General features: G+C 71.6%; 21 protein-coding genes. 15 read left to right on the top strand and 6 right to left on the bottom strand.

Annotated features, from left to right (window positions below):
- The first annotated feature begins 77 nt into the window (after positions 1-77).
- The 4 genes from ACIOSR_RS03955 (at position 78) to ACIOSR_RS03940 (ending at position 3,380) form a co-directional block, all read left to right on the top strand.
- Entirely contained in the window at positions 78-1,373 is a 1,296-nt protein-coding gene (locus ACIOSR_RS03955) for a thymidine phosphorylase (protein WP_402751881.1), read from the top strand.
- Positions 1,374-1,505: 132 nt separating this feature from the next.
- Complete coding sequence (locus ACIOSR_RS03950) at positions 1,506-2,627, top strand: adenosine deaminase (RefSeq protein WP_285062930.1); 1,122 nt, start codon at positions 1,506-1,508, stop codon at positions 2,625-2,627.
- Positions 2,628-2,629: 2 nt separating this feature from the next.
- On the top strand, positions 2,630-3,076 hold the full coding sequence (locus ACIOSR_RS03945) for a PTS sugar transporter subunit IIA (RefSeq protein WP_056046397.1): 447 nt from the start codon (positions 2,630-2,632) through the stop codon (positions 3,074-3,076).
- A gap of 31 nt (positions 3,077-3,107) precedes the next feature.
- Entirely contained in the window at positions 3,108-3,380 is a 273-nt protein-coding gene (locus ACIOSR_RS03940) for a PTS sugar transporter subunit IIB (protein ID WP_402751880.1), read from the top strand.
- 114 nt (positions 3,381-3,494) lie between these two features.
- Here the strand turns inward: ACIOSR_RS03940 and ACIOSR_RS03935 are convergent, their stop codons facing one another.
- The 4 genes from ACIOSR_RS03935 to ACIOSR_RS03920 all read right to left on the bottom strand — a co-directional run bounded on the left by ACIOSR_RS03935 (position 3,495) and on the right by ACIOSR_RS03920 (position 8,628).
- Positions 3,495-5,198: a phospho-sugar mutase gene (locus ACIOSR_RS03935; protein WP_173152168.1), complete on the bottom strand. Its 1,704-nt coding sequence runs from the start codon at positions 5,196-5,198 to the stop codon at positions 3,495-3,497.
- 8 nt (positions 5,199-5,206) lie between these two features.
- On the bottom strand, positions 5,207-6,040 hold the full coding sequence (locus tag ACIOSR_RS03930) for a purine-nucleoside phosphorylase (protein ID WP_123570460.1): 834 nt from the start codon (positions 6,038-6,040) through the stop codon (positions 5,207-5,209).
- A gap of 61 nt (positions 6,041-6,101) precedes the next feature.
- On the bottom strand, positions 6,102-7,859 hold the full coding sequence (locus tag ACIOSR_RS03925) for a biotin carboxylase N-terminal domain-containing protein (protein WP_056046390.1): 1,758 nt from the start codon (positions 7,857-7,859) through the stop codon (positions 6,102-6,104).
- Between the two features lie 79 nt (positions 7,860-7,938).
- Positions 7,939-8,628, bottom strand: coding sequence for a Maf family protein (locus tag ACIOSR_RS03920; protein ID WP_402751879.1), 690 nt, complete (start codon positions 8,626-8,628; stop codon positions 7,939-7,941).
- A 26-nt stretch (positions 8,629-8,654) separates the two neighbouring features.
- On the opposite strand from ACIOSR_RS03920, the gene ACIOSR_RS03915 reads away from it, so the two are divergent.
- From ACIOSR_RS03915 to ACIOSR_RS03900, 4 genes are all read left to right on the top strand, one after another.
- Positions 8,655-9,896, top strand: coding sequence for a class I SAM-dependent RNA methyltransferase (locus tag ACIOSR_RS03915; protein WP_402751878.1), 1,242 nt, complete (start codon positions 8,655-8,657; stop codon positions 9,894-9,896).
- 77 nt (positions 9,897-9,973) lie between these two features.
- On the top strand, positions 9,974-10,678 hold the full coding sequence (locus ACIOSR_RS03910; RefSeq protein WP_123570456.1) for a response regulator transcription factor: 705 nt from the start codon (positions 9,974-9,976) through the stop codon (positions 10,676-10,678).
- Entirely contained in the window at positions 10,668-11,975 is a 1,308-nt protein-coding gene (locus ACIOSR_RS03905) for a sensor histidine kinase (protein ID WP_402751877.1), read from the top strand. Before ACIOSR_RS03910 ends, ACIOSR_RS03905 begins: the two co-directional genes overlap by 11 nt.
- Positions 11,972-13,018, top strand: a complete 1,047-nt coding sequence (locus ACIOSR_RS03900) for a hypothetical protein (RefSeq protein WP_173151218.1) — start codon at positions 11,972-11,974, stop codon at positions 13,016-13,018. The genes ACIOSR_RS03905 and ACIOSR_RS03900 overlap by 4 nt, the downstream gene beginning before the upstream one ends.
- Positions 13,019-13,292: 274 nt before the next feature.
- Here ACIOSR_RS03900 and ACIOSR_RS03895 read toward each other — a convergent pair whose 3' ends face one another.
- Positions 13,293-13,574 carry an acyl-CoA carboxylase epsilon subunit gene (locus tag ACIOSR_RS03895; RefSeq protein ID WP_402751876.1) on the bottom strand — a complete coding sequence of 94 codons (282 nt, stop codon included), beginning with the start codon at positions 13,572-13,574 and terminating at the stop codon, positions 13,293-13,295.
- Entirely contained in the window at positions 13,571-15,184 is a 1,614-nt protein-coding gene (locus ACIOSR_RS03890; RefSeq protein WP_200412272.1) for an acyl-CoA carboxylase subunit beta, read from the bottom strand. The genes ACIOSR_RS03895 and ACIOSR_RS03890 overlap by 4 nt, the downstream gene beginning before the upstream one ends.
- A 107-nt stretch (positions 15,185-15,291) precedes the next feature.
- On the opposite strand from ACIOSR_RS03890, the gene ACIOSR_RS03885 reads away from it, so the two are divergent.
- From ACIOSR_RS03885 to ACIOSR_RS03855, 7 genes are all read left to right on the top strand, one after another.
- Positions 15,292-16,071 carry a biotin--[acetyl-CoA-carboxylase] ligase gene (locus tag ACIOSR_RS03885; RefSeq protein WP_402751875.1) on the top strand — a complete coding sequence of 260 codons (780 nt, stop codon included), beginning with the start codon at positions 15,292-15,294 and terminating at the stop codon, positions 16,069-16,071.
- A gap of 4 nt (positions 16,072-16,075) precedes the next feature.
- Positions 16,076-16,624, top strand: a complete 549-nt coding sequence (locus ACIOSR_RS03880) for a PH domain-containing protein (RefSeq protein WP_285062925.1) — start codon at positions 16,076-16,078, stop codon at positions 16,622-16,624.
- A 28-nt stretch (positions 16,625-16,652) separates the two neighbouring features.
- Entirely contained in the window at positions 16,653-17,957 is a 1,305-nt protein-coding gene (locus tag ACIOSR_RS03875) for a UDP-glucose dehydrogenase family protein (protein WP_402751874.1), read from the top strand.
- A gap of 98 nt (positions 17,958-18,055) precedes the next feature.
- On the top strand, positions 18,056-18,532 hold the full coding sequence (locus tag ACIOSR_RS03870; protein WP_056046371.1) for a hypothetical protein: 477 nt from the start codon (positions 18,056-18,058) through the stop codon (positions 18,530-18,532).
- Entirely contained in the window at positions 18,529-19,668 is a 1,140-nt protein-coding gene (locus ACIOSR_RS03865) for a 5-(carboxyamino)imidazole ribonucleotide synthase (protein WP_402751873.1), read from the top strand. The genes ACIOSR_RS03870 and ACIOSR_RS03865 overlap by 4 nt, the downstream gene beginning before the upstream one ends.
- A gap of 86 nt (positions 19,669-19,754) precedes the next feature.
- The gene (gene purE / locus ACIOSR_RS03860; RefSeq protein ID WP_200412284.1) at positions 19,755-20,222 is read left to right on the top strand and encodes a 5-(carboxyamino)imidazole ribonucleotide mutase; all 468 of its coding nucleotides are present in this window, start codon (positions 19,755-19,757) and stop codon (positions 20,220-20,222) included.
- 47 nt (positions 20,223-20,269) lie between these two features.
- On the top strand, positions 20,270-21,562 hold the full coding sequence (locus tag ACIOSR_RS03855) for an LCP family protein (protein WP_402751872.1): 1,293 nt from the start codon (positions 20,270-20,272) through the stop codon (positions 21,560-21,562).
- Positions 21,563-21,587 lie beyond the last annotated feature (25 nt).

Below are 21,587 nucleotides of genomic sequence, written 5' to 3'. Positions count from 1 at the left end.
CCTCCTCGTCCCTCCCGGTCGCGACCCCGTGGTCGCGCCCTCGCACCACCCATCGCACCACTGCTAGGAGCCCCGCCGTGACCCAGAACGCCGTCGAACCGTTCGACACCGTCGACCTCATCCGCGTCAAGCGGGGCGGCGACGCCCTCAGCACCGCGCAGATCGACTGGCTCATCGACGCGTACACGCGCGGGTACGTCGCGGACGAGCAGATGTCGGCGCTGACCATGGCGATCTTCCTCAACGGCATGGAGCGCCGAGAGATCCGCGACATGACGATGGCCATGATCCGGTCGGGCGAGACGATGGACTTCGCCGGGCTCGGCAAGACGACCGTCGACAAGCACTCCACCGGTGGCGTCGGTGACAAGATCACCCTGCCGCTGGCTCCGCTCGTCGCCTCGTTCGGCGTCGCCGTGCCCCAGCTCTCGGGCCGGGGCCTCGGCCACACCGGGGGAACGCTCGACAAGCTCGAGTCGATCCCCGGCTGGCAGGCCTCGATCTCGAACGACCGCATGCGCGAGATCATGGCCGACAGCGGCGCCGTCGTCTGCGCCGCCGGGTCGGGCCTCGCCCCCGCCGACGGGAAGCTCTACGCGCTCCGTGACATCACGGGCACCGTCGAGGCCATCCCGCTGATCGCGTCGTCGATCATGAGCAAGAAGATCGCCGAGGGCACCGCCGCCCTCGTCCTCGACGTCAAGTTCGGGTCGGGCGCCTTCATCCAGGACATCGAGCGGTCGCGTGAGCTGGCCCGCACCATGGTCGACCTCGGCACCGATGCCGGCGTCGCGACCACCGCCTTGCTGACCGACATGAACGTGCCGCTCGGGCTGACCATCGGCAACGCCCTCGAGGTCCGCGAGTCGGTCGAGACCCTCGCCGGAGGCGGCCCCGCCGACATCCGCGAGCTCACGGTGGCACTCGCCCGCGAGATGCTGACCCTCGCGGGTCGACCCCACGCCGACGTCGAGGCCGCCCTCGACGACGGACGCGCCATGGACGCCTGGAAGCGCATGATCCGTGCCCAGGGCGGGGACCCCGACGCCGCGCTGCCGACCGCCCGCGAGACGCACGTCGTCACCGCCGGGCGCAGCGGTCACCTGACCGAGCAGCACGCGCTGCCCTTCGGCATCGGTGCCTGGCGCCTCGGCGCCGGTCGCGCCCGCAAGCAGGACCCCGTGCAGGCGGCCGCCGGCATCGAGCTGCACGCGAAGCCGGGCGATCGGGTCACCGAGGGCCAGCCCCTCTTCACCCTGCACACCGACGAACCCGAGCGCTTCGAGCGTGCCCTCGAGGCCGTCGACGGGGCGTGGACGATCGGCGACGAGGCTCCGGCGGCGCGCACGATCGTCGCCGAGCGCATCGGCTGACGACCCGCCCGAGCACGTCCCACCGGCACCGCGCCTCCGTCCAGGAGGCGCGGTGCCGGTTCTCGTGGAGAGCGCACCTCTCTCGTGGCGCGCGTCCAGAGTCGCCGCCCGGAGCGCTAGTAGATTGAGGGCATGAGCGCTCCCGACAAGGACTACCGGCTGCCGAACGGGGGCCCGCGCCTCGCGGCCCTGCCGAAGGTCTCGCTGCACGACCACCTCGACGGCGGACTCCGGCCCGAGACCATCGTCGACCTCGCGGTCGAGGCCGGCATCGATCTCCCCGCGTCCGAACCCGAGGCGCTTCGCCGCTGGTTCGTCGAGAACGCCGACTCCGGCACCCTCGTCGACTACCTCGCGACCTTCGAGCTCACGGTCGCGGTCATGCAGACCCGCGAGCAGCTGACCCGGGTCGCGCACGAGTTCGTCCTCGACCTGGCCGCCGACGGCGTCGTCCACGCCGAGGTGCGCTGGGCCCCCGAGCAACACCAACGGCAGGGGCTCACCCTCGACCAGGCGGTGGAGGCCGTGCAGGCGGGCTTCGCGTCGGCCGTGCGGTCACTGGCCGACGACGGTTACGAGATCTCGGTCGGGCAGATCTTGAGTGCGCTGCGCCAGGGCGAGCGATCGCTCGAGATCGCCCAGCTCGCCGTGCGCCATCGCGAGAACGGCGTGCTGGCCTTCGACATCGCCGGTCCCGAGGCGGGGTACCCGGCCGCCGACCACAGGGTCGCCTTCGACCTGTTGGCCCGCGAGTTCATGCCCGTCACGGTGCACGCGGGCGAGGCCGACGGTCTCGACAGCATCCGGGGTGCGCTGATCGACGGGCGGGCCCTCCGGCTCGGCCACGGGGTCCGCATCGCCGAAGACATCCGGGTCGTCGCGAGCAAGGGGTCGACCTCCACCGTCGAGATCGGGCCGATCGCGTCGTGGGTGCGCGACCGCGAGATCCCGCTCGAGTTGTCGCCGCAGTCGAACCTGCAGACCGGTGCCATCGCCGCCTGGGGAACGGACCTCGACGACCACCCCTTCGACCTGCTGTACCAGCTCGGCTACGGCGTGACGGTCAACACCGACAACCGCCTGATGAGCGACACGAGCCTCTGCAAAGAGCTCGCCCTGCTCAGCCAGGCCTTCGACTACGACCTCGACGACCACGAGACCTTCCAACTCAACGCCGCCGCGTCGTGCTTCCTGCCCCTCGAGGACCGCGAGGCGCTGGCCGACCGCATCACCGCCGGCTTCGAGGGGGCCTGACCATGGCACTCCCGCCGCTGCCGGACGAGGCCGTCGTCATCGGCGCCCAGGTCGTCGACTGGCGTGAGGCCGTCCGAGTGGCCGGTCGTGCCCTGGTCGACTCCGGTGCCGCCCGCGAGGGCTACGGCGACGAGATGGTCCGCATGATCGACGAACACGGCCCCTACGTGGTCATCGCCCCCGGTCTCGCCCTGGCCCACGCACGGCCCGGTGACGACGTCGTCCGCGACGGCCTGGCCGTCGTGACCCTGGCCGAGCCCGTTCCGTTCGGGCACCCGCACAACGACCCGGTCAGCGTGGTCCTCGGCCTCGCGATCGTCACCGTCGGCGGCCACCTCGAGTCGATCGCCGACCTGGCGAACGTCTTCAACGAGGCCTCCGTCATCCCCGCCCTCGCGGCCGCCTCCTCGGTCGACGAGGTGCGGCGGCTCATGGGCGTCCCCGCCTGATCGCCCTCCCACGGATCGAGACCTCCCCACAATGAAGATCGTCACCATCTGCGGCGCCGGCATCGGCAGCAGCGGAATCCTCAAGGTCAACGCCGAGCGGGTCCTGGCCAAGCTCGACATCGAGGCCGACGTGGTCGCGGCCGACATCGGCTCGATCGCGACGGTCGGTGAAGATGCGCAGGTGATCCTCACGTCGGCCGAGTTCGTCGAGGCCATCGGCTCCACGTTCGCCGACGTCATCGTCATCCAGAACCACTTCGACCAGGCGGAGCTCACCGAGAAGCTGCAGAAGTCGCTCGGCTGACCGCGGCGTGCGGCACCGGGGCGAACCGCACCGGCCACGACGAGAGAGACCCCGGAGGCGCAGCTCGCGCCTCCGGGGTCTCTCTCGTCGTCCGGGCGGTCACCGCCCCGACCGTCAGGCCAGGAGGTCGCGCATGCCCGCGTCGAGATCGGTCACGGCCGCCTCGGCGGCGGCTCGACGGGCGACGGCGTCGCCCTCGGTGCTCGACGCGTCGATGTAGACCTTGAGCTTCGGCTCGGTGCCGCTCGGGCGGACGATGACGCGTGAGCCGTCGGTGAGCCAGTAGCGGAGGATGTCGCCCGCGGGGAAGGCTCCGAACCCGTCCCGGAAGTCGTCCACCCGGTCGACGCGGTGCGAGCCGATCGTCGACGGCGGGCGCCGGCGGAGACCGTCGGTGAGGTCCGTGATGGTGGCGAGGTCCTCGACCCGGATCGAGATCTGCGAGGAGGCGTAGGCGCCGAACCGCTCGTCGAAGGCGACGAGGTGCTCGGCCAGGCTCGACCCGGCCGTGTGCAGCTCGGTGGCGAGGGCGAGGAGGTCGACCGCGGCCGAGATCCCGTCCTTGTCGCGGACGACGTCGGGGTCGACGAGGTAGCCGAGTGCCTCTTCGTAGCCGTAGAGCAGCCCTCCGACGCGGGAGACCCACTTGAATCCCGTGAGCGTGTCGACGTAGTCGAGTCCGTGTACCCGGGCGATCTCGCGCAGGGCGGGCGACGAGACGATGCTCGCGGCCAGGGTGCCGTCGCGGTCGTCCCGTCGTGCCCGTTCTGCGGCGCGCCAGCCGAGCAGCGAGCCGACCTCGTTGCCGCTGAGTCGACGCCAGCCACCGTCGACGGGGATCGCGACCGCGAGCCGGTCGGCGTCGGGATCGTTGGCGATGACCAGGTCGGCCTCGACGCGGCCGGCCGTGGCGTACGCGAGGTCCAGGGCGCCGGGCTCTTCCGGGTTGGGGAAGGCCACGGTCGGGAACGCCGGGTCGGGGGCGCTCTGCTCGCCGACCGGGATCGGCTCGGTGAAGCCGGCGGTCGCGAACACGCGGCGTGCGACCTCCCACCCGACGCCGTGCATCGCGGTGTAGACGACCCGTGGCTGACGACCGTTCGCCGCCGTGCCGGCCACCGCGGCGGTGCGACGGACGTACTCCATGACGAGGTCGTCACCGGCCTCGCGGTAGTCGTCGGAACGGGCCAGTCGCGTGACGGGGGACTGCGCGGCCTTCTCGATCTCGGCGGCGATCTCGCCGTCGACCGGGGACACGATCTGCGAGCCGGCGTCGACACCGCCGAGGTAGACCTTGTAGCCGTTGTCCTGCGCCGGGTTGTGGCTCGCGGTCACCATGACGCCTGCGCTGACGTCGAGGTGGCGCACGGCGAAGGCCAGCACCGGGGTCGGGAGGGCGCGGGGCAGGATCGTGGCCGCGACGCCCGCGGCGGCCATGATCTCGGCCGTGTCCCGCGCGAAGACGTCGGAGTTCTTGCGCCCGTCGTAGCCGATGACGATGGAGGGGCTCGACTCGCGGCCCCGCAGGAAGGCCGCGAAGCCGGCCGCGGCCTGCGCCACGAGCACGCGGTTCATGCGGTTCGGACCCGAGCCGAGGGCGCCGCGCAGGCCGGCCGTGCCGAACTGCAGGCGACCGGCGAAGCGGTCGGCGAGTTCGGACGAGGCGTCGGCGTCGTCGGAGCCGGCCCGGGTCAGCAATCGGTCGAGCTCGTCGCGCGTCTCGTCGTCGGGGTCCTGGTCGCGCCAGGCGGTAGCCGACGCGATCAACCGCTCGAGGTCGGACGAGACCGGGGAGCCGTCGCTGCCGGACCCCGTCACGTCGCCGCTCACAGGGCCGCCACGATGCGGGCGAGCAGGTCGCTGATCTTGGCCTCGGCGTCGCGCCCGGCCTCGAGCACCTCGGCGTGGCTGAGCGGCGTCTTCTGGATGCCCGCGGCCAGGTTGGTGATCAGCGACATGCCGAGCACCTCCATGCCGGACTGGCGCGCGGCGATGGCCTCGAGGGCCGTCGACATGCCCACGATGTGCCCGCCGATGGCCTTGGCCATCTGCACCTCGGCCGGCGTCTCGTAGTGCGGGCCGCGGAACTGCGTGTAGACGCCCTCGTCGAGCTCGGGATCGATGCCGCGGGCGACGTCGCGGAGGCGCGTCGAGTAGAGGTCGGTCAGGTCGATGAACGTCGCGCCCTCGAGGGGCGAGTCCGCCGTGAGGTTGATGTGGTCGCTGATCAGCACCGGCGTGCCGGGCTTCCAGGTCTCCTTGATGCCCCCGGCACCGTTCGTCAGGATCATGGTCGTCGCGCCCGTGGCGGCGGCCGTGCGCACGCCGTGCACGACCCGACGCACGCCGTGGCCCTCGTAGTAGTGGGTGCGGGCGCCCATGACGAGGGCGTGCTTGCCCGAGGGCAGTGCGATGCTGCGGATCGAGCTCGTGTGGCCGACGACGGCCGACGCGGCGAAGCCGGTGATCTCGGTCGCGGGGACCTCGGCGACGGTCTCACCGATCAGGTCGGCGGCCTTGGCCCAACCGCTGCCCAGCGTCAGGGCGATGTCGTGTCGGGCGACGCCGGTCTTCTCGGCGATCTCGGCGGCGGCGGTGCGGGCGACCTCGAAGGGGTCGGCGGCGCGGTCGTCGAGCGGGTGCGTGGTGGTCTCAGACATGGCGTCCACTCTAGGGTCTGCCGACGCGCGTCCCCGGTCGCCGCCGGGCCCGGCGCGGGGGTCAGTCGATGCTGAGCAGGACGTGACCCGACGAGACCGTCTCGCCGACGACGGCCGCGATGCCCGAGACGGTGCCGTCGCGGTGGGCGGCGACGGGCTGCTCCATCTTCATGGCCTCGAGGACGAGCACCAGGTCGCCCTTGACGACCTGCTGACCGGCCTCGACCGCGAGCTTGACGACGGTGGCCTGCATCGGAGCCTTGACCTCGGCACCGGTCGCGGTGACGACCGACGACCGGGGCGCGCCCCGGCGCTTGGGCGCGACCGCAGGAGGCGCGGTGCGCGACCCGAGGCCCGCCGGCAGCGAGACCTCGAGGCGCTTTCCGCCCACCTCGACCACGACGGTGTCGCGTTCGTCGGCCGGCCGGGGGGCCTCGGCCTCGCCGCTCCACGCGGGGATGGTGTTGTCGAACTCGGTCTCGATCCAGCGGGTGTAGATGGAGAACGCTGCACCGTCGGCCGGCGCGAAGGCGGGGTCGTCGACGATGGCACGGTGGAACGGCAGCACGGTCGGCAGGCCGGCGACCTCGAACTCGGCCAGGGCGCGACGGGAACGCTCGAGGGCGTCCTCGCGCGAAGAACCCGTGACGATCAGCTTGGCGAGAAGCGAGTCGAACGACCCGCTGATCTCGTCGCCGGCCTGGACGCCGCTGTCGACGCGGACGCCGGGACCGCCCGGGGCCTTGAAGACGTGGATCGGACCGGGTGCGGGCATGAAGCCCCGACCGGCGTCCTCGCCGTTGATGCGGAACTCGAACGAGTGGCCGCGGGCCTCGGGGTCGTCGTAGTCGAGCACGCCGCCCTCGGCGAGGCGGAACTGTTCGCGGACGAGGTCGATGCCGGTGACCTCTTCGGACACGGGGTGTTCGACCTGGAGGCGCGTGTTGACCTCGAGGAACGAGACGGTGCCGTCCTTGCCGATCAGGAACTCGCAGGTGCCGGCACCGACGTAGCCGACCTCGCGGAGGATGGCCTTCGACGACTCGTACAGCTTCGTGGTCTGCTCGTCGGTGAGGAACGGTGCGGGGGCCTCTTCGACGAGCTTCTGGTGACGGCGCTGCAGCGAGCAGTCGCGGGTCGACACGACGACGACGTTCCCGTGTGCGTCGGCCAGGCACTGGGTCTCGACGTGGCGGGGCTGGTCGAGGTACTTCTCGACGAAGCACTCGCCGCGTCCGAAGGCCGCGACGGCCTCGCGGGTGGCCGAGTCGAACAGCTCGGGGACCTCTTCGCGGGTGCGGGCGACCTTGAGACCGCGTCCGCCGCCGCCGAAGGCCGCCTTGATCGCGACGGGGAGGCCGTGCTGGTCGACGAACTCGAGCACCTCGTCGGCGCCCGAGACGGGGTTGAGGGTGCCGGGGGCGAGCGGGGCGCCGACGCGCTCGGCGATGTGCCGGGCCGAGACCTTGTCGCCCAGCTGCTCGATGGCCTCGGGCGACGGGCCGATCCAGACCAGGCCCGCGGCCTGGACGGCCCGGGCGAAGTCCGCGTTCTCGGCGAGGAAGCCGTAGCCGGGGTGCACGGCGTCGGCACCCGAGCGGCGGGCGATCGAGAGGATCTTGTCGATGACCAGGTAGGTCTCGGCGCTCGTCGTCCCGCCCAGGGCGTAGGCCTCGTCGGCGAGGCGGGCGTGTTGGGCGTCGCGGTCCTGGTCGGCGTAGACCGCCACCGAGCCGATTCCGGCGTCACGCGCGGCCCGGATCACGCGGACGGCGATCTCTCCACGATTGGCGATGAGGACCTTGCTGATACGCGGCATAGTTCCCCACCCTATTGCGCCCTCCCCGTCCGCCTTTGGCTGACGTGCACAAAAAGGACGAGGAGGCGCGAGGCACAACCTACAAGGAGCCGGCGGTCGGCGAGGTCCACAGCTCGTGCCACGGCACGCCGAAGCCCCGGACGAGCGACCGCAGCACGGGCACCGAGAGTCCGACGACGGCGCTCGGGGTGCCCTCGATGTGCGTGATGAACGCGGATGCCCGACCGTCGATCGTGAAGGCCCCCGCGACCTCGAGCGGCTCGCCCGTCTCGACGTAGGCCGCGAGCTCGCGCGGGTCGAGGTCGTCGGCGAAGGTGAGGGACGCGCTCGCGACCTGGCCCGCGCCTCCTGAGGGGGTCTCGGCGGTGACGCGCGGAGCGCCACCGCGGTGGTCGACCAGCCAGTGACCCGACCAGAGGGTGCCGTGGCCGATCTCGGCCATGCGGCGCCACCGGTCGAGCGCCAGGGCGGGCTCGTGGGGTTTGCCGTGCACCTCGCCGTCGAACTCGAAGGCGCTGTCGCCCCCGAGGACCAACCCGTCGAGGGGGCGGCCGTCGACGACCGTGTCGAGCACGGCCTCGGCCTTGAGCCTGGCGAGGTGCTGCACCGTCTCGGCCGCCGTGAGCGCTCGGCCGAGCCGTGTCGACTCGACCGCGACCGCGGCCTCTTCGTCGACACCGGGACTGATCAGCACCGGCTCGACGCCGGCGGCGCGCAGCAGGGCGAGACGGGCGGGGGAGGTGCTGGCCAGGTAGAGCGGGACGGTCATGCCGCCCAGCCTGTCAGACTCGACGCATGGGAGACATGCTGGGCCGCGAGGTCGAACTGGACGTGACGGGCATCGCACACGGGGGCATCTCGGTGGCCAGACTCGACGGGCGGGTCGTGTTCGTGACCGACACCCTGCCCGGCGAGAAGGTCGTGGCGCGCATCACCGACGACCGCAAGAAGGCGTTCTGGCGGGCCGACACGGTGAGCGTCCTCGAGGCGAGCGAGCACCGTCGACCCCACGTGTGGGGCGCGGCCGCCCTCGAGGTCGATCCGACCGACCGTGCCGGCGGCGCCGAGTTCGGGCACGTCGAGCTCGGCCACCAGCGCGAGCTGAAGCGACGCGTGGTGGTCGACGCGCTGACCCGCATGGGCGGGATCGCCGACGCCGACGGCCGCGTCTCGGTCGAGGCCCTGCCCGGCGACGACGAGCGCGGCGGCACCGGGTGGCGCACGCGCCTGCGCCTTCACCTCGACGCCGAGGGGCGTCCCGGTCAGTACGCGGCTCGGTCGCACCGGGTCGTGCACGTGCCCGACCTGCCGCTCGCGTCGCCGGAGGTCGCCGAGGTGGCGCCGCTGGGTGACGCCTTCCCCGGCGAGGAACACGTCGACGTCGTCGCCCCGAGCGGCGGAGGCGCGCGTCTGATCATCGGGCGGCAGGCCCGCTCGACCATCACCGAGGTCGTCGGCGACCGCGAGTTCCGGCTCGACGACGGCGGCTTCTGGCAGGTGCACCGCGAGGCAGCGGCCACGCTCACCGCCGCCGTGCAGACCATGATCGACCCCGAGCGCTTCGACCCGAAGGGCGCCAACCTCGACCTGTACGGCGGGGTCGGACTCCTCGCCGCCGCCGTGGGGGACCGCTTCGGTGCGGGGACGCGCATCACGAGCGTCGAGAGCGACGAGCGGGCCACCGAGCACGCGTCCGAGAACCTGGCCGAGTGGATCGGCGCGTCGGCCGTGACAGGACGCGTCGAGCGCTGGTTGCGCCAGACCGCGTCGCAGGCGAGCGACGCCGAGCGCGAGCGCCTCGCCGCCGCCACGGTCGTGCTCGACCCGCCCCGCTCGGGCGCCGGGCGCGACGTGGTGTCCGAGATCGCGGCCCTCCGCCCGGCCCAGGTCGTCTACGTCGCGTGCGACCCGGTCGCCCTCGCCCGGGACGTGGCCCTCTTCGCCGAGCGGGGCTACGCGCTCGACGCCCTGCAGGCGTACGACCTCTTCCCGAACACGCACCACGTCGAGACGGTGGTGCGCCTGCTGCCGGCCTGAGCCGCCGTCCGGTTACGATGTACCCCGTGCACGCCCGGGATTCAGGGACCAGGGCACACGCCGACCGAAGGATCACCGTGTCAGACATCACGACCGAGACCCCCATCGCCACCCGCCAGACAGCACCCGTGCGGGTCGCCGTCGTCGACGACCACGAGTCGGTGCGGCTCGGCATCCAGGCCGCGTGCCAGAACGAGGGCTTCGAGGTGATCCTCACCGCCGCCGGCGTGCAGGAGTTCGTCGAGAACCTCGCGGGTCGCGAGGTCGACGTCGTCGTCCTCGACCTGTCGCTCGGCGACGGCTCGACCGTCACCGAGAACGTCAAGCGCGTCCAGGCGACGGGGTCGGCCGTCCTCGTGCACAGCATCGCCGACCGGGTCGCCTCGGTCCGTGAGGCGCTCGCCGCGGGGGCGGCCGGCGTCATCCCGAAGTCCTCCGCCACGAAGACCGTCATGGCCGCGGTCGCCACGGTCGCCCGCGGCGACGTGCTCAACAACCTCGAGTGGGCGAGCGCGATCGATGCCGACCGCGACTTCGCCAAGGCCCAGTTGGGTCGTCGCGAGCGCGAGATCCTGCACCTCTACGCCTCGGGTCTGCCGCTGAAGCTGGCCGCCCAACAGCTCGGCATCGGCTACTCGACGGCCCGCGAGTACCTCGACCGCATCCGCGTCAAGTACGTCGAGGTCGGACGCCCGGCACCCACCAAGGTCGACCTCCTCCGTCGCGCCGTCGAGGACGGCATCCTGCCGGGGCTCGACGCGGACGGTGGCGATGGCCGGTGAGGGTCGGCTGACCGGCCCGCTCCCGCTCGGGCCCCTGCGGCCCCCGCGCAACCCGATCAGTCGTGCCCTGCTCGACAAGGTGCTGGGGCGCATCATCGCCGCGGCCGGTCTCGTGTTCGGCCTGCAGGCCCTGCCCGGGATGATCGGTCAGGTCGGGAGCATGCAGCTCGCCTGGGCCTGGGTGATCGGCCTGGCCATGTTCGGCGGGTTCCTGGCGTTGGTCATGGCGAGCCTCGTGCAGCGCGGCGTGACCACGGTCGAGGCCTTCGTCGCGATCGCCTACCTGATCGCGCTGGTCACCTGGCCCCTCGCCGTCGACGACCCCAGCGAGGTCCAGGCGAGCGTGCCCTGGCTCTGGTACCTGTGCACCGTCGCCACGGCCTCGGCCGCGTCGGCGTTCTCCACCTGGATCGCGACCGGCTACCTCTTCGTCGCCCCCGCCGTCTACGGCTTCATCCGCCTGACGCCGTCGGGCGGAGCGGTCTCCCCGCAGCGCGCGACCCTCGACTCCGTCTACGCGATCCTGCTCGGCGGTGCGGTCCTGATCCTCGTGGTGATCCTGCGCCAGGCGGCCGCGAACGTCGACCAGGCCCAGGCGACCGCGGTCGCGCGGTACTCCGAGGCGATCCGCGAGCACGCCACCGAGCTCGAACGGGTGCAGGTCGACGCCATCGTGCACGACAGCGTCCTCACGACCTTCATCCAGGCGGCCAGGGCCTGGTCACCCGAAGAGCGTGAGCTGTCGACCAACATGGCCCGGAACGCGATGTCCCACCTCTCGGCGGCGGCGAGCACGACTCCGTTCGACGAGTCCGACACGACGGTCACGGGCATGGTCGACCGCATCGAAGCCGCCGTGTCGGACCTGGGCGTCTCCGTCGAGCTGCGCCGGGGCCCGATCGAGGGCGAGGGCATCCCGTCCACCGCCGCGGAGGCCCTCTACTCCGCCGCCGTGCAGGCCCTGGTGAACAGTTCCCAGCACGCCGGGGACGCGCCCGGTGTCCGGCGGTGGGTCGACGTCACCCGCGAGGCGACCGGCCTCACGACCGTCGAGGTCGGCGACACGGGCAAGGGCTTCGAGCCGGCGACGGTGCCGACCGAGCGTCTGGGTGTCCGGGTGTCGATCCACGAGAGGCTGAACAACGCCGGCGGACTCGCGACCATCGACTCGGCACCAGGGCGCGGAACCCTCGTGCGACTGCAGTGGCCGGTCGGCGCCCTCCTCGAGGGAGGATCGGCTCCCCGTCCCTCGCCCGACCGCGCCGACGAGACGGGCATCCCGGAGGGCGTCGCGTGAGGGTCTCCGTGCCGCGGTGGCTGATCGTCTCGCTCGCCGCCGTCTTCTCGGCCTACCATCTGGTCCTCGCCGTGGCCTCGTTGGACCGGTTCACCGATCCGCTTCCCGTCGTCGCGTGCATGGTGTTGTACGCCGCGGCGACCGTGGCCGTGCTGTGGCCCAGTCGCCATGTCATCATGCCCGTGTGGCTGGCCTCGTTCTGCCTCGCCGTCAGCATCGTCCTCCCGCTGGTCGTGACCTCGGAGCTCGACAGCTCGGTGAAGAACGGCTACGCCACGTGGTACGTGGCGGCCGTGGGCACGCTCATGGTGATCGTGTCGACGAGACGCCGCCAGGGGTTCGCCTGGCTCGGGGTCGGATTCATGGCGGCTCACGGGGTGCTCTGGGCCGGGGCCGAACAGATCGCCGACCTCGGCATCGTCGGCAGCGTGGTCTGGGTCGCCTTCAGCCACGCGATGTCGAGCACGCTGACGCGTGCCGGGCGCGAGACGCGTGAGTTCATCCTCGCCGAGCACGAGGCGGCGGACTGGCAGGCCGCGCAGGAAGCCCACGTGAACGAGCGGCAGTACCGGCTGCTGCAGACGGGCCGGACGGCACGGCCGATGCTCCAGACCATCGTCGATCGGCACGGTGACCTGACCGCGGACGAGCGACAGGAGTGCCTGAACCTCGAGGGGGCGATCCGGGACGAGATCCGGGGACGCCGCCTCCTCGACGACGACGTGCGTCACGAGGTCATGGCGGCGCGCCGTCGCGGGGCCGTCGTCAGCCTCCTCGACGAGGGAGGCCTCGACGACCTCGGGCCCACCGACCTGCGGCGGGTCCATGCCGTGCTCGCCGAGGCCCTCCGCGGCTCGCTCGCCGATCGCATCATCGTCCGGACCGTCCAGGGCGGGGGGGACGACGCCGTCACGGTCGTCGGGCTCGGTTCGCCGGACCTGTCGTCGAGCGCCCTCGGCCGGGGTGTCTCGGCCGACGCGGACGAGGACGACGACGCCGACGAGGTGCAGCTCTGGCTGCAGATCCCTCGCTCGGCGCCCTGATCACCCACCAGGCAGCCTCGCAACGGGGCGGGTGGAAGTGGGAAGGGCCGGACGATCGTCCGGCCCTTCCGAGACCCTGAGTCAGGGCGGCAACCCGAATGTCGCCCTGACTCCCCCCGGCAGGAATCCACTACCCATGTGGTCCTGCTGGTGGTGTGACTCCGAGAGAGACACCTAGCAAGAGCAAGCATGGTGGGTCGGGGCCCCGGGTGCAGTCGTCATTTAGGGGGACAGGTGGGGGAAGATGACTGCGTCTACCCCCGTTCCGGGGTCGTCAGCCCTCGAAACCCCGCCAGCGGCCTTCTCCGGCCGTGATGACGGGACGGGGTGCCCGGGCCGATCGGGTCCAGCCCGACGTCGTGGGTCGGGAGGACGTCGTCGTCGCCGATTCGGCCCGGCCGGCCGCGACGGCGGCGAGCAGCGCCGTGACGGCCGCCAGTTCGTCCGGCGTCGGGTCCCCGGCGACGACCCTGATGAGGGGAGCCGTCGGCTGCTCGACCGGGTCGGTGGGGGAGTCCGCCGGGTCGGGGGAGTCGGCGGCGTGGCGACCACTCACAGGGGGATGTTCCCGTGCTTCTTCGGCGGCAGGGTCGCCCGCTTGGTCTTGAGGGCCCGCAGTGCCTTGATGACGGCGACGCGGGTCGCGGCCGGTTCGACGACACCGTCGAGTTCGCCCCGCTCCGCGGCGAGGAAGGGACTCGCCACGTTGTAGGTGTACTCGTTGGCCAGTCGCGTGCGCACGGCCGCCACGTCTTCGCCCGCCTCGGCCGCCGCCTTGATCTCGTTGCGGTAGAGGATGTTGACGGCGCCCTGACCGCCCATCACGGCGATCTCGGCCGTGGGCCACGCGAGGTTGATGTCGGCACCCAACTGCTTCGACCCCATGACGATGTAGGCGCCGCCGTACGCCTTGCGGGTGATCACCGTCACGAGCGGGACCGTGGCCTCGGCGTAGGCGTAGAGCAGCTTGGCTCCGCGACGGATGACACCGGTCCACTCCTGGTCCGTGCCGGGCAGGTAGCCGGGCACGTCGACCAGAGTGAGGATCGGGATGTTGAACGCGTCGCAGAAGCGCACGAAACGACTGGCCTTCTCGCCGGCCTCGATGTTGAGGGTGCCGGCCATGGCAGACGGCTGGTTGGCGATCACGCCCACCGGACGGCCCTCCACCCGGCCGAAGCCCACGACGATGTTGGGCGCGAACAGCGGCTGGACCTCGAGGAACTCGCCGTCGTCGACGACGTGGTCGATGACGGTCATGACGTCGTAGGGCTGGTTCGGGCTGTCCGGGATCAGCGTGTTCAGCTGGCGGTCGTGGTCGGTGGTCTCGAGTTCGACCGGCACGTCGAAGACGTGCGGGTCGGCCAGGTTGTTGTCGGGCAGGTACGAGAGCAGCGCGCGGGCGTAGTCGAGGGCGTCGTCCTCGTCGCTCGCCAGGTAGTGCGACACGCCCGAGACCTTGTTGTGGGTCAGGGCTCCGCCGAGCTCTTCGAAGCCCACGTCCTCGCCCGTCACGGTCTTGATGACGTCCGGGCCGGTGACGAACATGTGGCTGGTCTTGTCGACCATGATCACGAAGTCGGTCAGCGCGGGGGAGTACACCGCGCCTCCGGCCGCGGGGCCCATGATCAGCGAGATCTGGGGGATGACGCCCGAGGCGGCCGTGTTCAGTCGGAAGATCTCGCCGTACTTGCCCAGGGCGACGACGCCCTCCTGGATGCGCGCTCCGCCCGAGTCGAGGATGCCGATGATGGGCACCCCGGTTTTGAGGGCCAGCTGCATGACCTTGATGATCTTCTCACCCGCGACCTCGCCGAGCGAGCCGCCGAAGATGGTGAAGTCCTGCGAGTAGACCGCGACCTGGCGGCCGTGGATCGTGCCCGTGCCCGTGACGACCGCGTCGCCGTAGGGCCGTTTGGCCTCCATGCCGAAGGCGTGGGTGCGGTGCCGGACGAACTCGTCGAGTTCGACGAACGAACCCGGGTCGAGCAGCTCGTCGATTCGTTCGCGGGCCGTCTTCTTGCCCTTGGCGTGCTGCTTCGCGATCGCGGCCTCGCCGCTGGCCGTCACGGCCTCGTGATAGCGGGCCTTGAGGTCGGCGAGCTTGCCCGCGGTGGTGTGCAGGTCGGGCGCGGCGTCGGTGGGTGGCGCGGAGTCAGGAGTCACGCGCTTCACTCTACTGACCGACCCGCAGCCATCCGTTGGAGGTTTCCACGCGTGGACGCCGTCGGACGTCGTAGGAGTCGTCAACCGAGGCCGCCTAGGCTGACCCGATGGACTTCCCCCTCAGCGCGTCCGTCAGCCCCCGTCTCGTGGTGCTCGAGTCCACCGGATCGACCAACGCCGACCTGCTGGCCGCCGTCGACGAGCCGCACCTGGCGACCTGGCTGACCCTCGACCAGTCCGCCGGGAGGGGCCGACTCGGTCGACGGTGGGAGACCGCGCCCGGTCGTTCCCTCGCGGCGAGCGTCCTGCTGCACCGGGGCGACCTGCCGGTCGACGCGCTCGGCTGGGTGCCGCTCCTCGCCGGCGTCGCGATGCGCGCCTCCGTCCAGGGCCTGCTCCCGGGTGGCGACGTCACGCTGAAGTGGCCCAACGACGTGCAGGTGGCCGGCGGAAAGGTCTGCGGCCTGCTCGCCGAGCTGAGGCCCGACGCGAGCGCCGTGGTCGTGGGGGCCGGGGTCAACCTCACGGTGCCGGCCGACGAGCTGCCGACGCCGACCTCGACGTCGCTCGGTCTGCACGGTGCGCGGGGCACGGCTCACGAGCTCGCCGACGCCGTGCTGTCGGCCTGGGTCTCCGGTCTGGCCCGGTTCGTCGCCGACCTCGCCGCTGCCCGGGGCGACGCCGTGGCGAGCGGCGCCCTGTCGCTGGTGCGCACGCACTGCGCGACGCTGGGGCGCGACGTCCGCGTCGAACTCCCCGGAGGCGCGGCTCTCGTGGGCGAGGCCGTCGACGTCGACGAGGCGGGCCGGTTGGTCGTGCGTTCCGCCTCGACCGGCGGGCTGACGGCCGTCGCTTCGGGTGACGTCACGCATCTGCGGTATGAATGAGCCTGTGAGCAGCGACGGACCACAGCCGACCGAGTACGTCGTCGCGCGGCTGCGTCCCCATGCCCGCGTGCTGTTCTGGCCGTCCCTCGGGCTCGTCGGCATCTGCGCGGCCACCGGCTACTTCGGAGGTCGCTTCGACGTCGCCTGGCAGAACTACGTCGTGCTGGGTGCGGCCGTCGCCCTCATCGTTCTGCTCTGGTTGGTGCCCGTGCTGATCTGGCTCGGCAAGCGCTACGTCATCACCTCGCGTCGCCTCGTCGTGCGCAAGGGGCTGTTCGTGCGCACTCGTCAAGAGTTGCTCCACAGCCGCGGCTACGACCTCACGGTGCGCAAGAACTCGGTCCAGAGCGCCTTCCGCAGCGGAGACGTCCTGATCAACACCGGCCTCGACCGTCCGCTCGTCCTCTGGGACGTGCCGTCGGCCGACCTCGTCCAATCGACCCTGCACGACCTGATGGAGTCGAACCTCAACAGCGTCGCGCAGCGTCGCCAACACGAGCAGTCCGTCGGACACGCCGACACCACTTCATGGGGCGACGACCGGGTCATCTGATCCGGCTCGCGTGATATAGGATATTACAATGCGAATCTCAGTCATCGGTTGCGGTTACCTCGGAGCCGTGCACGCCGCGTGCATGGCCGACCTCGGGCACGACGTGGTCGGCATCGACGTCGACCCGGGCAAGATCGCCCTTCTCTCGTCGGGTCACGCCCCGTTCTTCGAACCCGGACTGCCCGAGGCGCTCCGCCGGGCCCTCGACTCGGGGCGACTGCGGTTCTCGACCGACCCGGCCGACGCCGCCGGTTCGCAGGTCCACTTCGTCGCCGTCGGCACCCCGCAGACCCCGGGCAGCGACGCGGCCGACCTCACCTACGTCGACGCCGCGGTCCAGGGGCTCTTGCCCCACCTCGCCGACGGCGACCTCGTGGTGGGCAAGTCCACCGTTCCCGTCGGCACCGCGAGCCGACTCGCCGACCTGGTCCGCGCCTCCTCCGGGGCCGACCTGGCCTGGAACCCCGAGTTCCTCCGCGAGGGCTTCGCCGTGGCCGACACCGTCGCGCCCGACCGCTTCGTCTACGGAGTGCCCGAGGGCGACGCCGGTGAGCGGGCGACGGCCGTGCTCGACGAGGTCTACGCGACGGCTCTGGCGACGGGCACGCCCCGGCTCGTGACCGGGTACGCGACGGCCGAACTGGTGAAGGTCTCGGCCAACGCGTTCCTCGCGACGAAGATCTCGTTCATCAACGCGATGGCCGAGATCGCCGAGGCCACCGGTGCGGACGTGACGCAGCTGGCCGACGCGATCGGGCACGACGCCCGCATCGGCCGCCGGTTCCTCAACGCCGGCCTCGGCTTCGGCGGCGGGTGCCTGCCGAAGGACATCCGAGCGTTCCGGGCCCGATCGCGCGAGTTGGGGCTCGAGTCCCTGGACTTCCTCGCCGACGTCGACGCCGTGAACCTGCGCCGCCGCGACCGCGTCGTCGAGCTCGCGGGCGAGTTGCTCGGCGAGGTGCGCGGTGCGCGCGTCGCCGTCCTCGGGGTGGCGTTCAAGCCCGACAGCGACGACGTCCGCGACTCGCCGGCCCTCGACGTCGCCCGACGACTGCACGCCGCCGGGGCCGGCGTGGTCGTCCACGACCCCGAAGCCAACGAGACCGCCGCCCGGCTGGCTCCCGACCTCACCTACGTCGGGGACGTCCCCACCGCCCTCCGCGACGCCGAGCTCGTGTTGGTCCTCACCGAATGGGCGCAGTTCAAGGCGCTGCGTCCGGCCGACGTCGTCGCCCTCGTCTCCCGGCGACGCATCGTCGACGCGCGCAACGTGTTCGACCCCGCCGAGTGGCGCGAGGCCGGGTTCGATTTCCGGGGGCTCGGGCGGCCGTAGCCTCGCGACGAGCTGTGGCTGCGCGATCTCGTGCCGGTGCCGGGCCCCGTCCGGCAGGTCGACGCCGCCCGGCCGGATGCCACCGATACGATGACCGCATGACGAACCGGGCCCTCATCGCCATGCTGACCGCCGGGGCCCTGGCCCTCACCCTCTCCGCGTGCACGAGCGGCGACGACGACCCGACGCCGACGGTGTCGAGCTTCAGCCCGACGTCGACCGCATCACCGTCGGCTCCCGACACGGGGGCCGAGACGGTCGCCCCCACGGCGCCGACGGACGACCCGAACGACACCGTCGAGACGCCTGTCCCCGTGCCGTCCGACCAGGCGGACGGCTGGACCGACGCCCGCGCCTACGACGCCTGTCGGAACGAGGCCACGAGGTCGCAGGGCGCGGACTACACCTGGAACGACCGTTCGTCGCAGACCCTCGTGCAGGGGCCCGGGGGGCGCACCATCGACGTCGCCGGGCTCTACACAGGAGGCGACGTCGGTGTCGCCAACGTCACGTACCGGTGCACGGTCGGTGGAACTCCGGACTCACCGCAGTTGAGCGGGACGGTCGTCCGATGACGGCTCTTCGTGTCGGCGTGATCGGTGGCGGCCAGCTCGCCCGCATGATGATCCCGCCCGCCGTGCACCTCGGCATCGAGATCAGCGTCCTCGCCGAGGCCGAGGGCAGTTCGGCCAGGCTGGCGACCACACAGGTGGGTGACTACCACGACGTCGACGTCGTCCTCGACTTCGCCCGCACGGTCGACGTGGTCACCTTCGACCACGAGCACGTTCCCCAGCAGGTCCTGACCGCCCTCGTCGACGCGGGCGTGCCCGTGCATCCCGGGCCGTCCGCGCTGGCTGTCGCGCAGGACAAGATCGTCATGCGTCAGCGGCTCACCGAGCTCGGGCTGCCCGTCCCGGACTGGGCGGCCGTCCACGACGCCTCCGAGCTCGAGGCGTTCCTCGCCGACCACGGAGGCCGGGCGGTCGTCAAGACCGCGCGGGGCGGTTACGACGGCAAAGGCGTGCGCGTGGTCTCGGCCGCGCACGAAGCCGACGACTGGTTCGGAGCCCTGGCCGAGGACGGCAACGGAGGCGCGCTCCTCGTCGAGGAGCTCGTCGAGTTCCGGCGTGAGCTGTCGCAGCTCGTGGCCCGTCGGCCGAGCGGCGACATCGTCCCGTGGCCTCTCGTCGAGACCGTCCAACGCGACGGGGTCTGCTCCGAGGTCTTCGCCCCGGCGCCCTCGAGTGCCGGTCGCCTGGCCGACCTGGCCGACGAGATCGCCCGGACGGTGGCCGAGCGGCTCGACGTCACCGGGGTCCTGGCCGTCGAGCTCTTCGAGACGACCGACGATCGCCTGCTGATCAACGAACTCGCCATGCGGCCGCACAACACCGGCCACTGGACGATCGACGGGGCCACCACCAGCCAGTTCGAACAGCACCTCCGGGCCGTACTCGACCTGCCCCTGGGCGACACGGGCTGCCACCGCCCGTGGAGCGTCATGCTGAACGTGCTCGGCGGACCGGCGACCGGGTCGATGGCCGACCGACTCCCCGCTCTCATGGCCGACCAGCCGGCGGTCAAGGTCCACGACTACGGCAAGGAGCCGCGGCCCGGGCGGAAGGTCGGTCACGTCACCGTGGTCGGCGACGACCTCGACGAGGCCGTCTTCCGGGCGCGCGCCGCTGTCGAGTTCTTCACCGACTGACGGCTATCCTCTAGTCCGTGTCCGACCCGAAGAGCACCGACGTGCGCCCGAACGACCCCGCCGTACCCGCGAAGGTCGCCATCGTCATGGGCTCCGACAGCGACTGGCCCACCATGCAGGGCGCGTCGACGATCTTGTCCGAGCTGGGCATCCCGCACGAGGTCGAGGTCGTCTCGGCGCACCGCACGCCCGACAAGATGATCGCCTTCGGTCGAGACGCCGCCGGTCGAGGACTGTCCGTCGTCATCGCCGGGGCCGGGGGAGCAGCGCACCTGCCCGGCATGATCGCCTCGGTGACGACCCTTCCCGTGGTCGGCGTGCCCGTCGCGCTGGCCAAGCTCGACGGTCTGGACTCGTTGCTCTCGATCGTGCAGATGCCGGCGGGCATCCCCGTCGCGACCGTGTCGATCGGTGGCTCGGTCAACGCCGGCCTGCTCGCGGCCCGAATCATCGGCACGCACGACCCGGCCGTCGCCGAGCGGTTGGCCCGCCACGCCGAGTCCCTCGCCGGTCTGGTCGAGCAGAAGAACGCCGACCTGCGCCGATCACTGTGAGCACGTCCCTGCCCGTGCGTCACCCCGACGCCACCTCCGAGCCCTTCATGACGAAGAGAGCGTGGGTGCTCGTCCTGCTGAACGTGGTCGTGCCCGGCTCGGCCCAGGTGCTCGCGGGCAGCCGCCGACTCGGGCGATGGGGGCTCGCCTCCACCCTCGTCTTCTGGGCGGTCGCGGTCGTCGTCATCGTCCTGGCGTTCGCCTTCCGCTCGCCCCTGATCGAGATCGCGACCAACGTCGTCGCCCTCACGATCGTCCAGGTCTTCCTCGCGTACTACGCGGTGTTGTGGGTGGTGCTGACCGTCGACACGTTGCGCTTGGCCCGCATCGTCCGGACGGCCCCCTCGGCGCGGGGATTCCTCGCCGGAGCGATGGTGCTCTTGATGGTGGTGACCGTCGGGCCCGCCGCCTACGGGGCCTACCTCGCCGGGGTGCAGCACGGTCTGCTGAACAGTCTCTTCACATCGAGGGCCGACGCCGCACCTCCTGTGGACGGTCGCTACAACATCATGTTGCTCGGCGGTGATGCGGGGGCCGACCGCACGGGGCTGCGTCCCGACAGCATCTCGGTCGCCAGCATCGACGCCGAGACCGGTGCGACCACCATCGTGGGAATCCCGCGGAACCTGTACGACGCGCCCTTCGTCGCGGGATCACCGCTGTACGGCGACTACCCCGACGGCTACGACTGCGGCGACGACTGCCTCGTGAGCTTCCTGTACACCTACGGGGAAGAGCATCCCGACCTCTACCCCGATGCCGAGTCGAGGGGCAGCAACGCCGGGGTCGAGGCGATGCGCGACGCCGTCGAGGGCATCACGGGCCTGACGGTGCAGTACTACGCCCTCATCGACATGCAGGGCTTCGTCGACCTCATCGATGCGCTCGGTGGCATCCAGGTCGACGTGCAGCAGCGCATCCCGATCAACGGGGGCGTCGACGGCAACGGTCAGCCGATCAACGTCGACGGCTGGATCGAGCCCGGCGATCAGAAGCTCGACGGGTACCACGCCCTCTGGTACGCCAGGGCACGGCACGGTACGAGCGACTACGACCGCATGGCTCGTCAGCGCGAGGTGCAGCAGGCGCTCCTCTCCCAGTTCCAGCCGGCGACGGTGCTCTCGAAGTTCCAGGCAGTCGCGTCGGCCGGTGTGCAGACCGTCGACACCGACATCCCGCAGGGTGCCCTGGCCGCCTTCGTCGACCTGGCCGTCAAGGCGAAGTCGCAGCAGATCACGAGCCTCGAACTCGTGCCGCCCACCTACGACAACGTCTACCCGGACTACGACGCGATGCGCGCCGCGGTGGCGCAGGCCACGACGTCCGTCACCGCACCCTGACCACCCGTCTCAGGCCGGGCGTCGA

The sequence above is a fragment of the Frigoribacterium sp. NPDC087798 genome, from assembly GCF_044742985.1.
Classification (GTDB): Bacteria; Actinomycetota; Actinomycetes; order Actinomycetales; family Microbacteriaceae; genus Frigoribacterium.
This window is presented reverse-complemented; position numbering and strand designations above follow the sequence as displayed.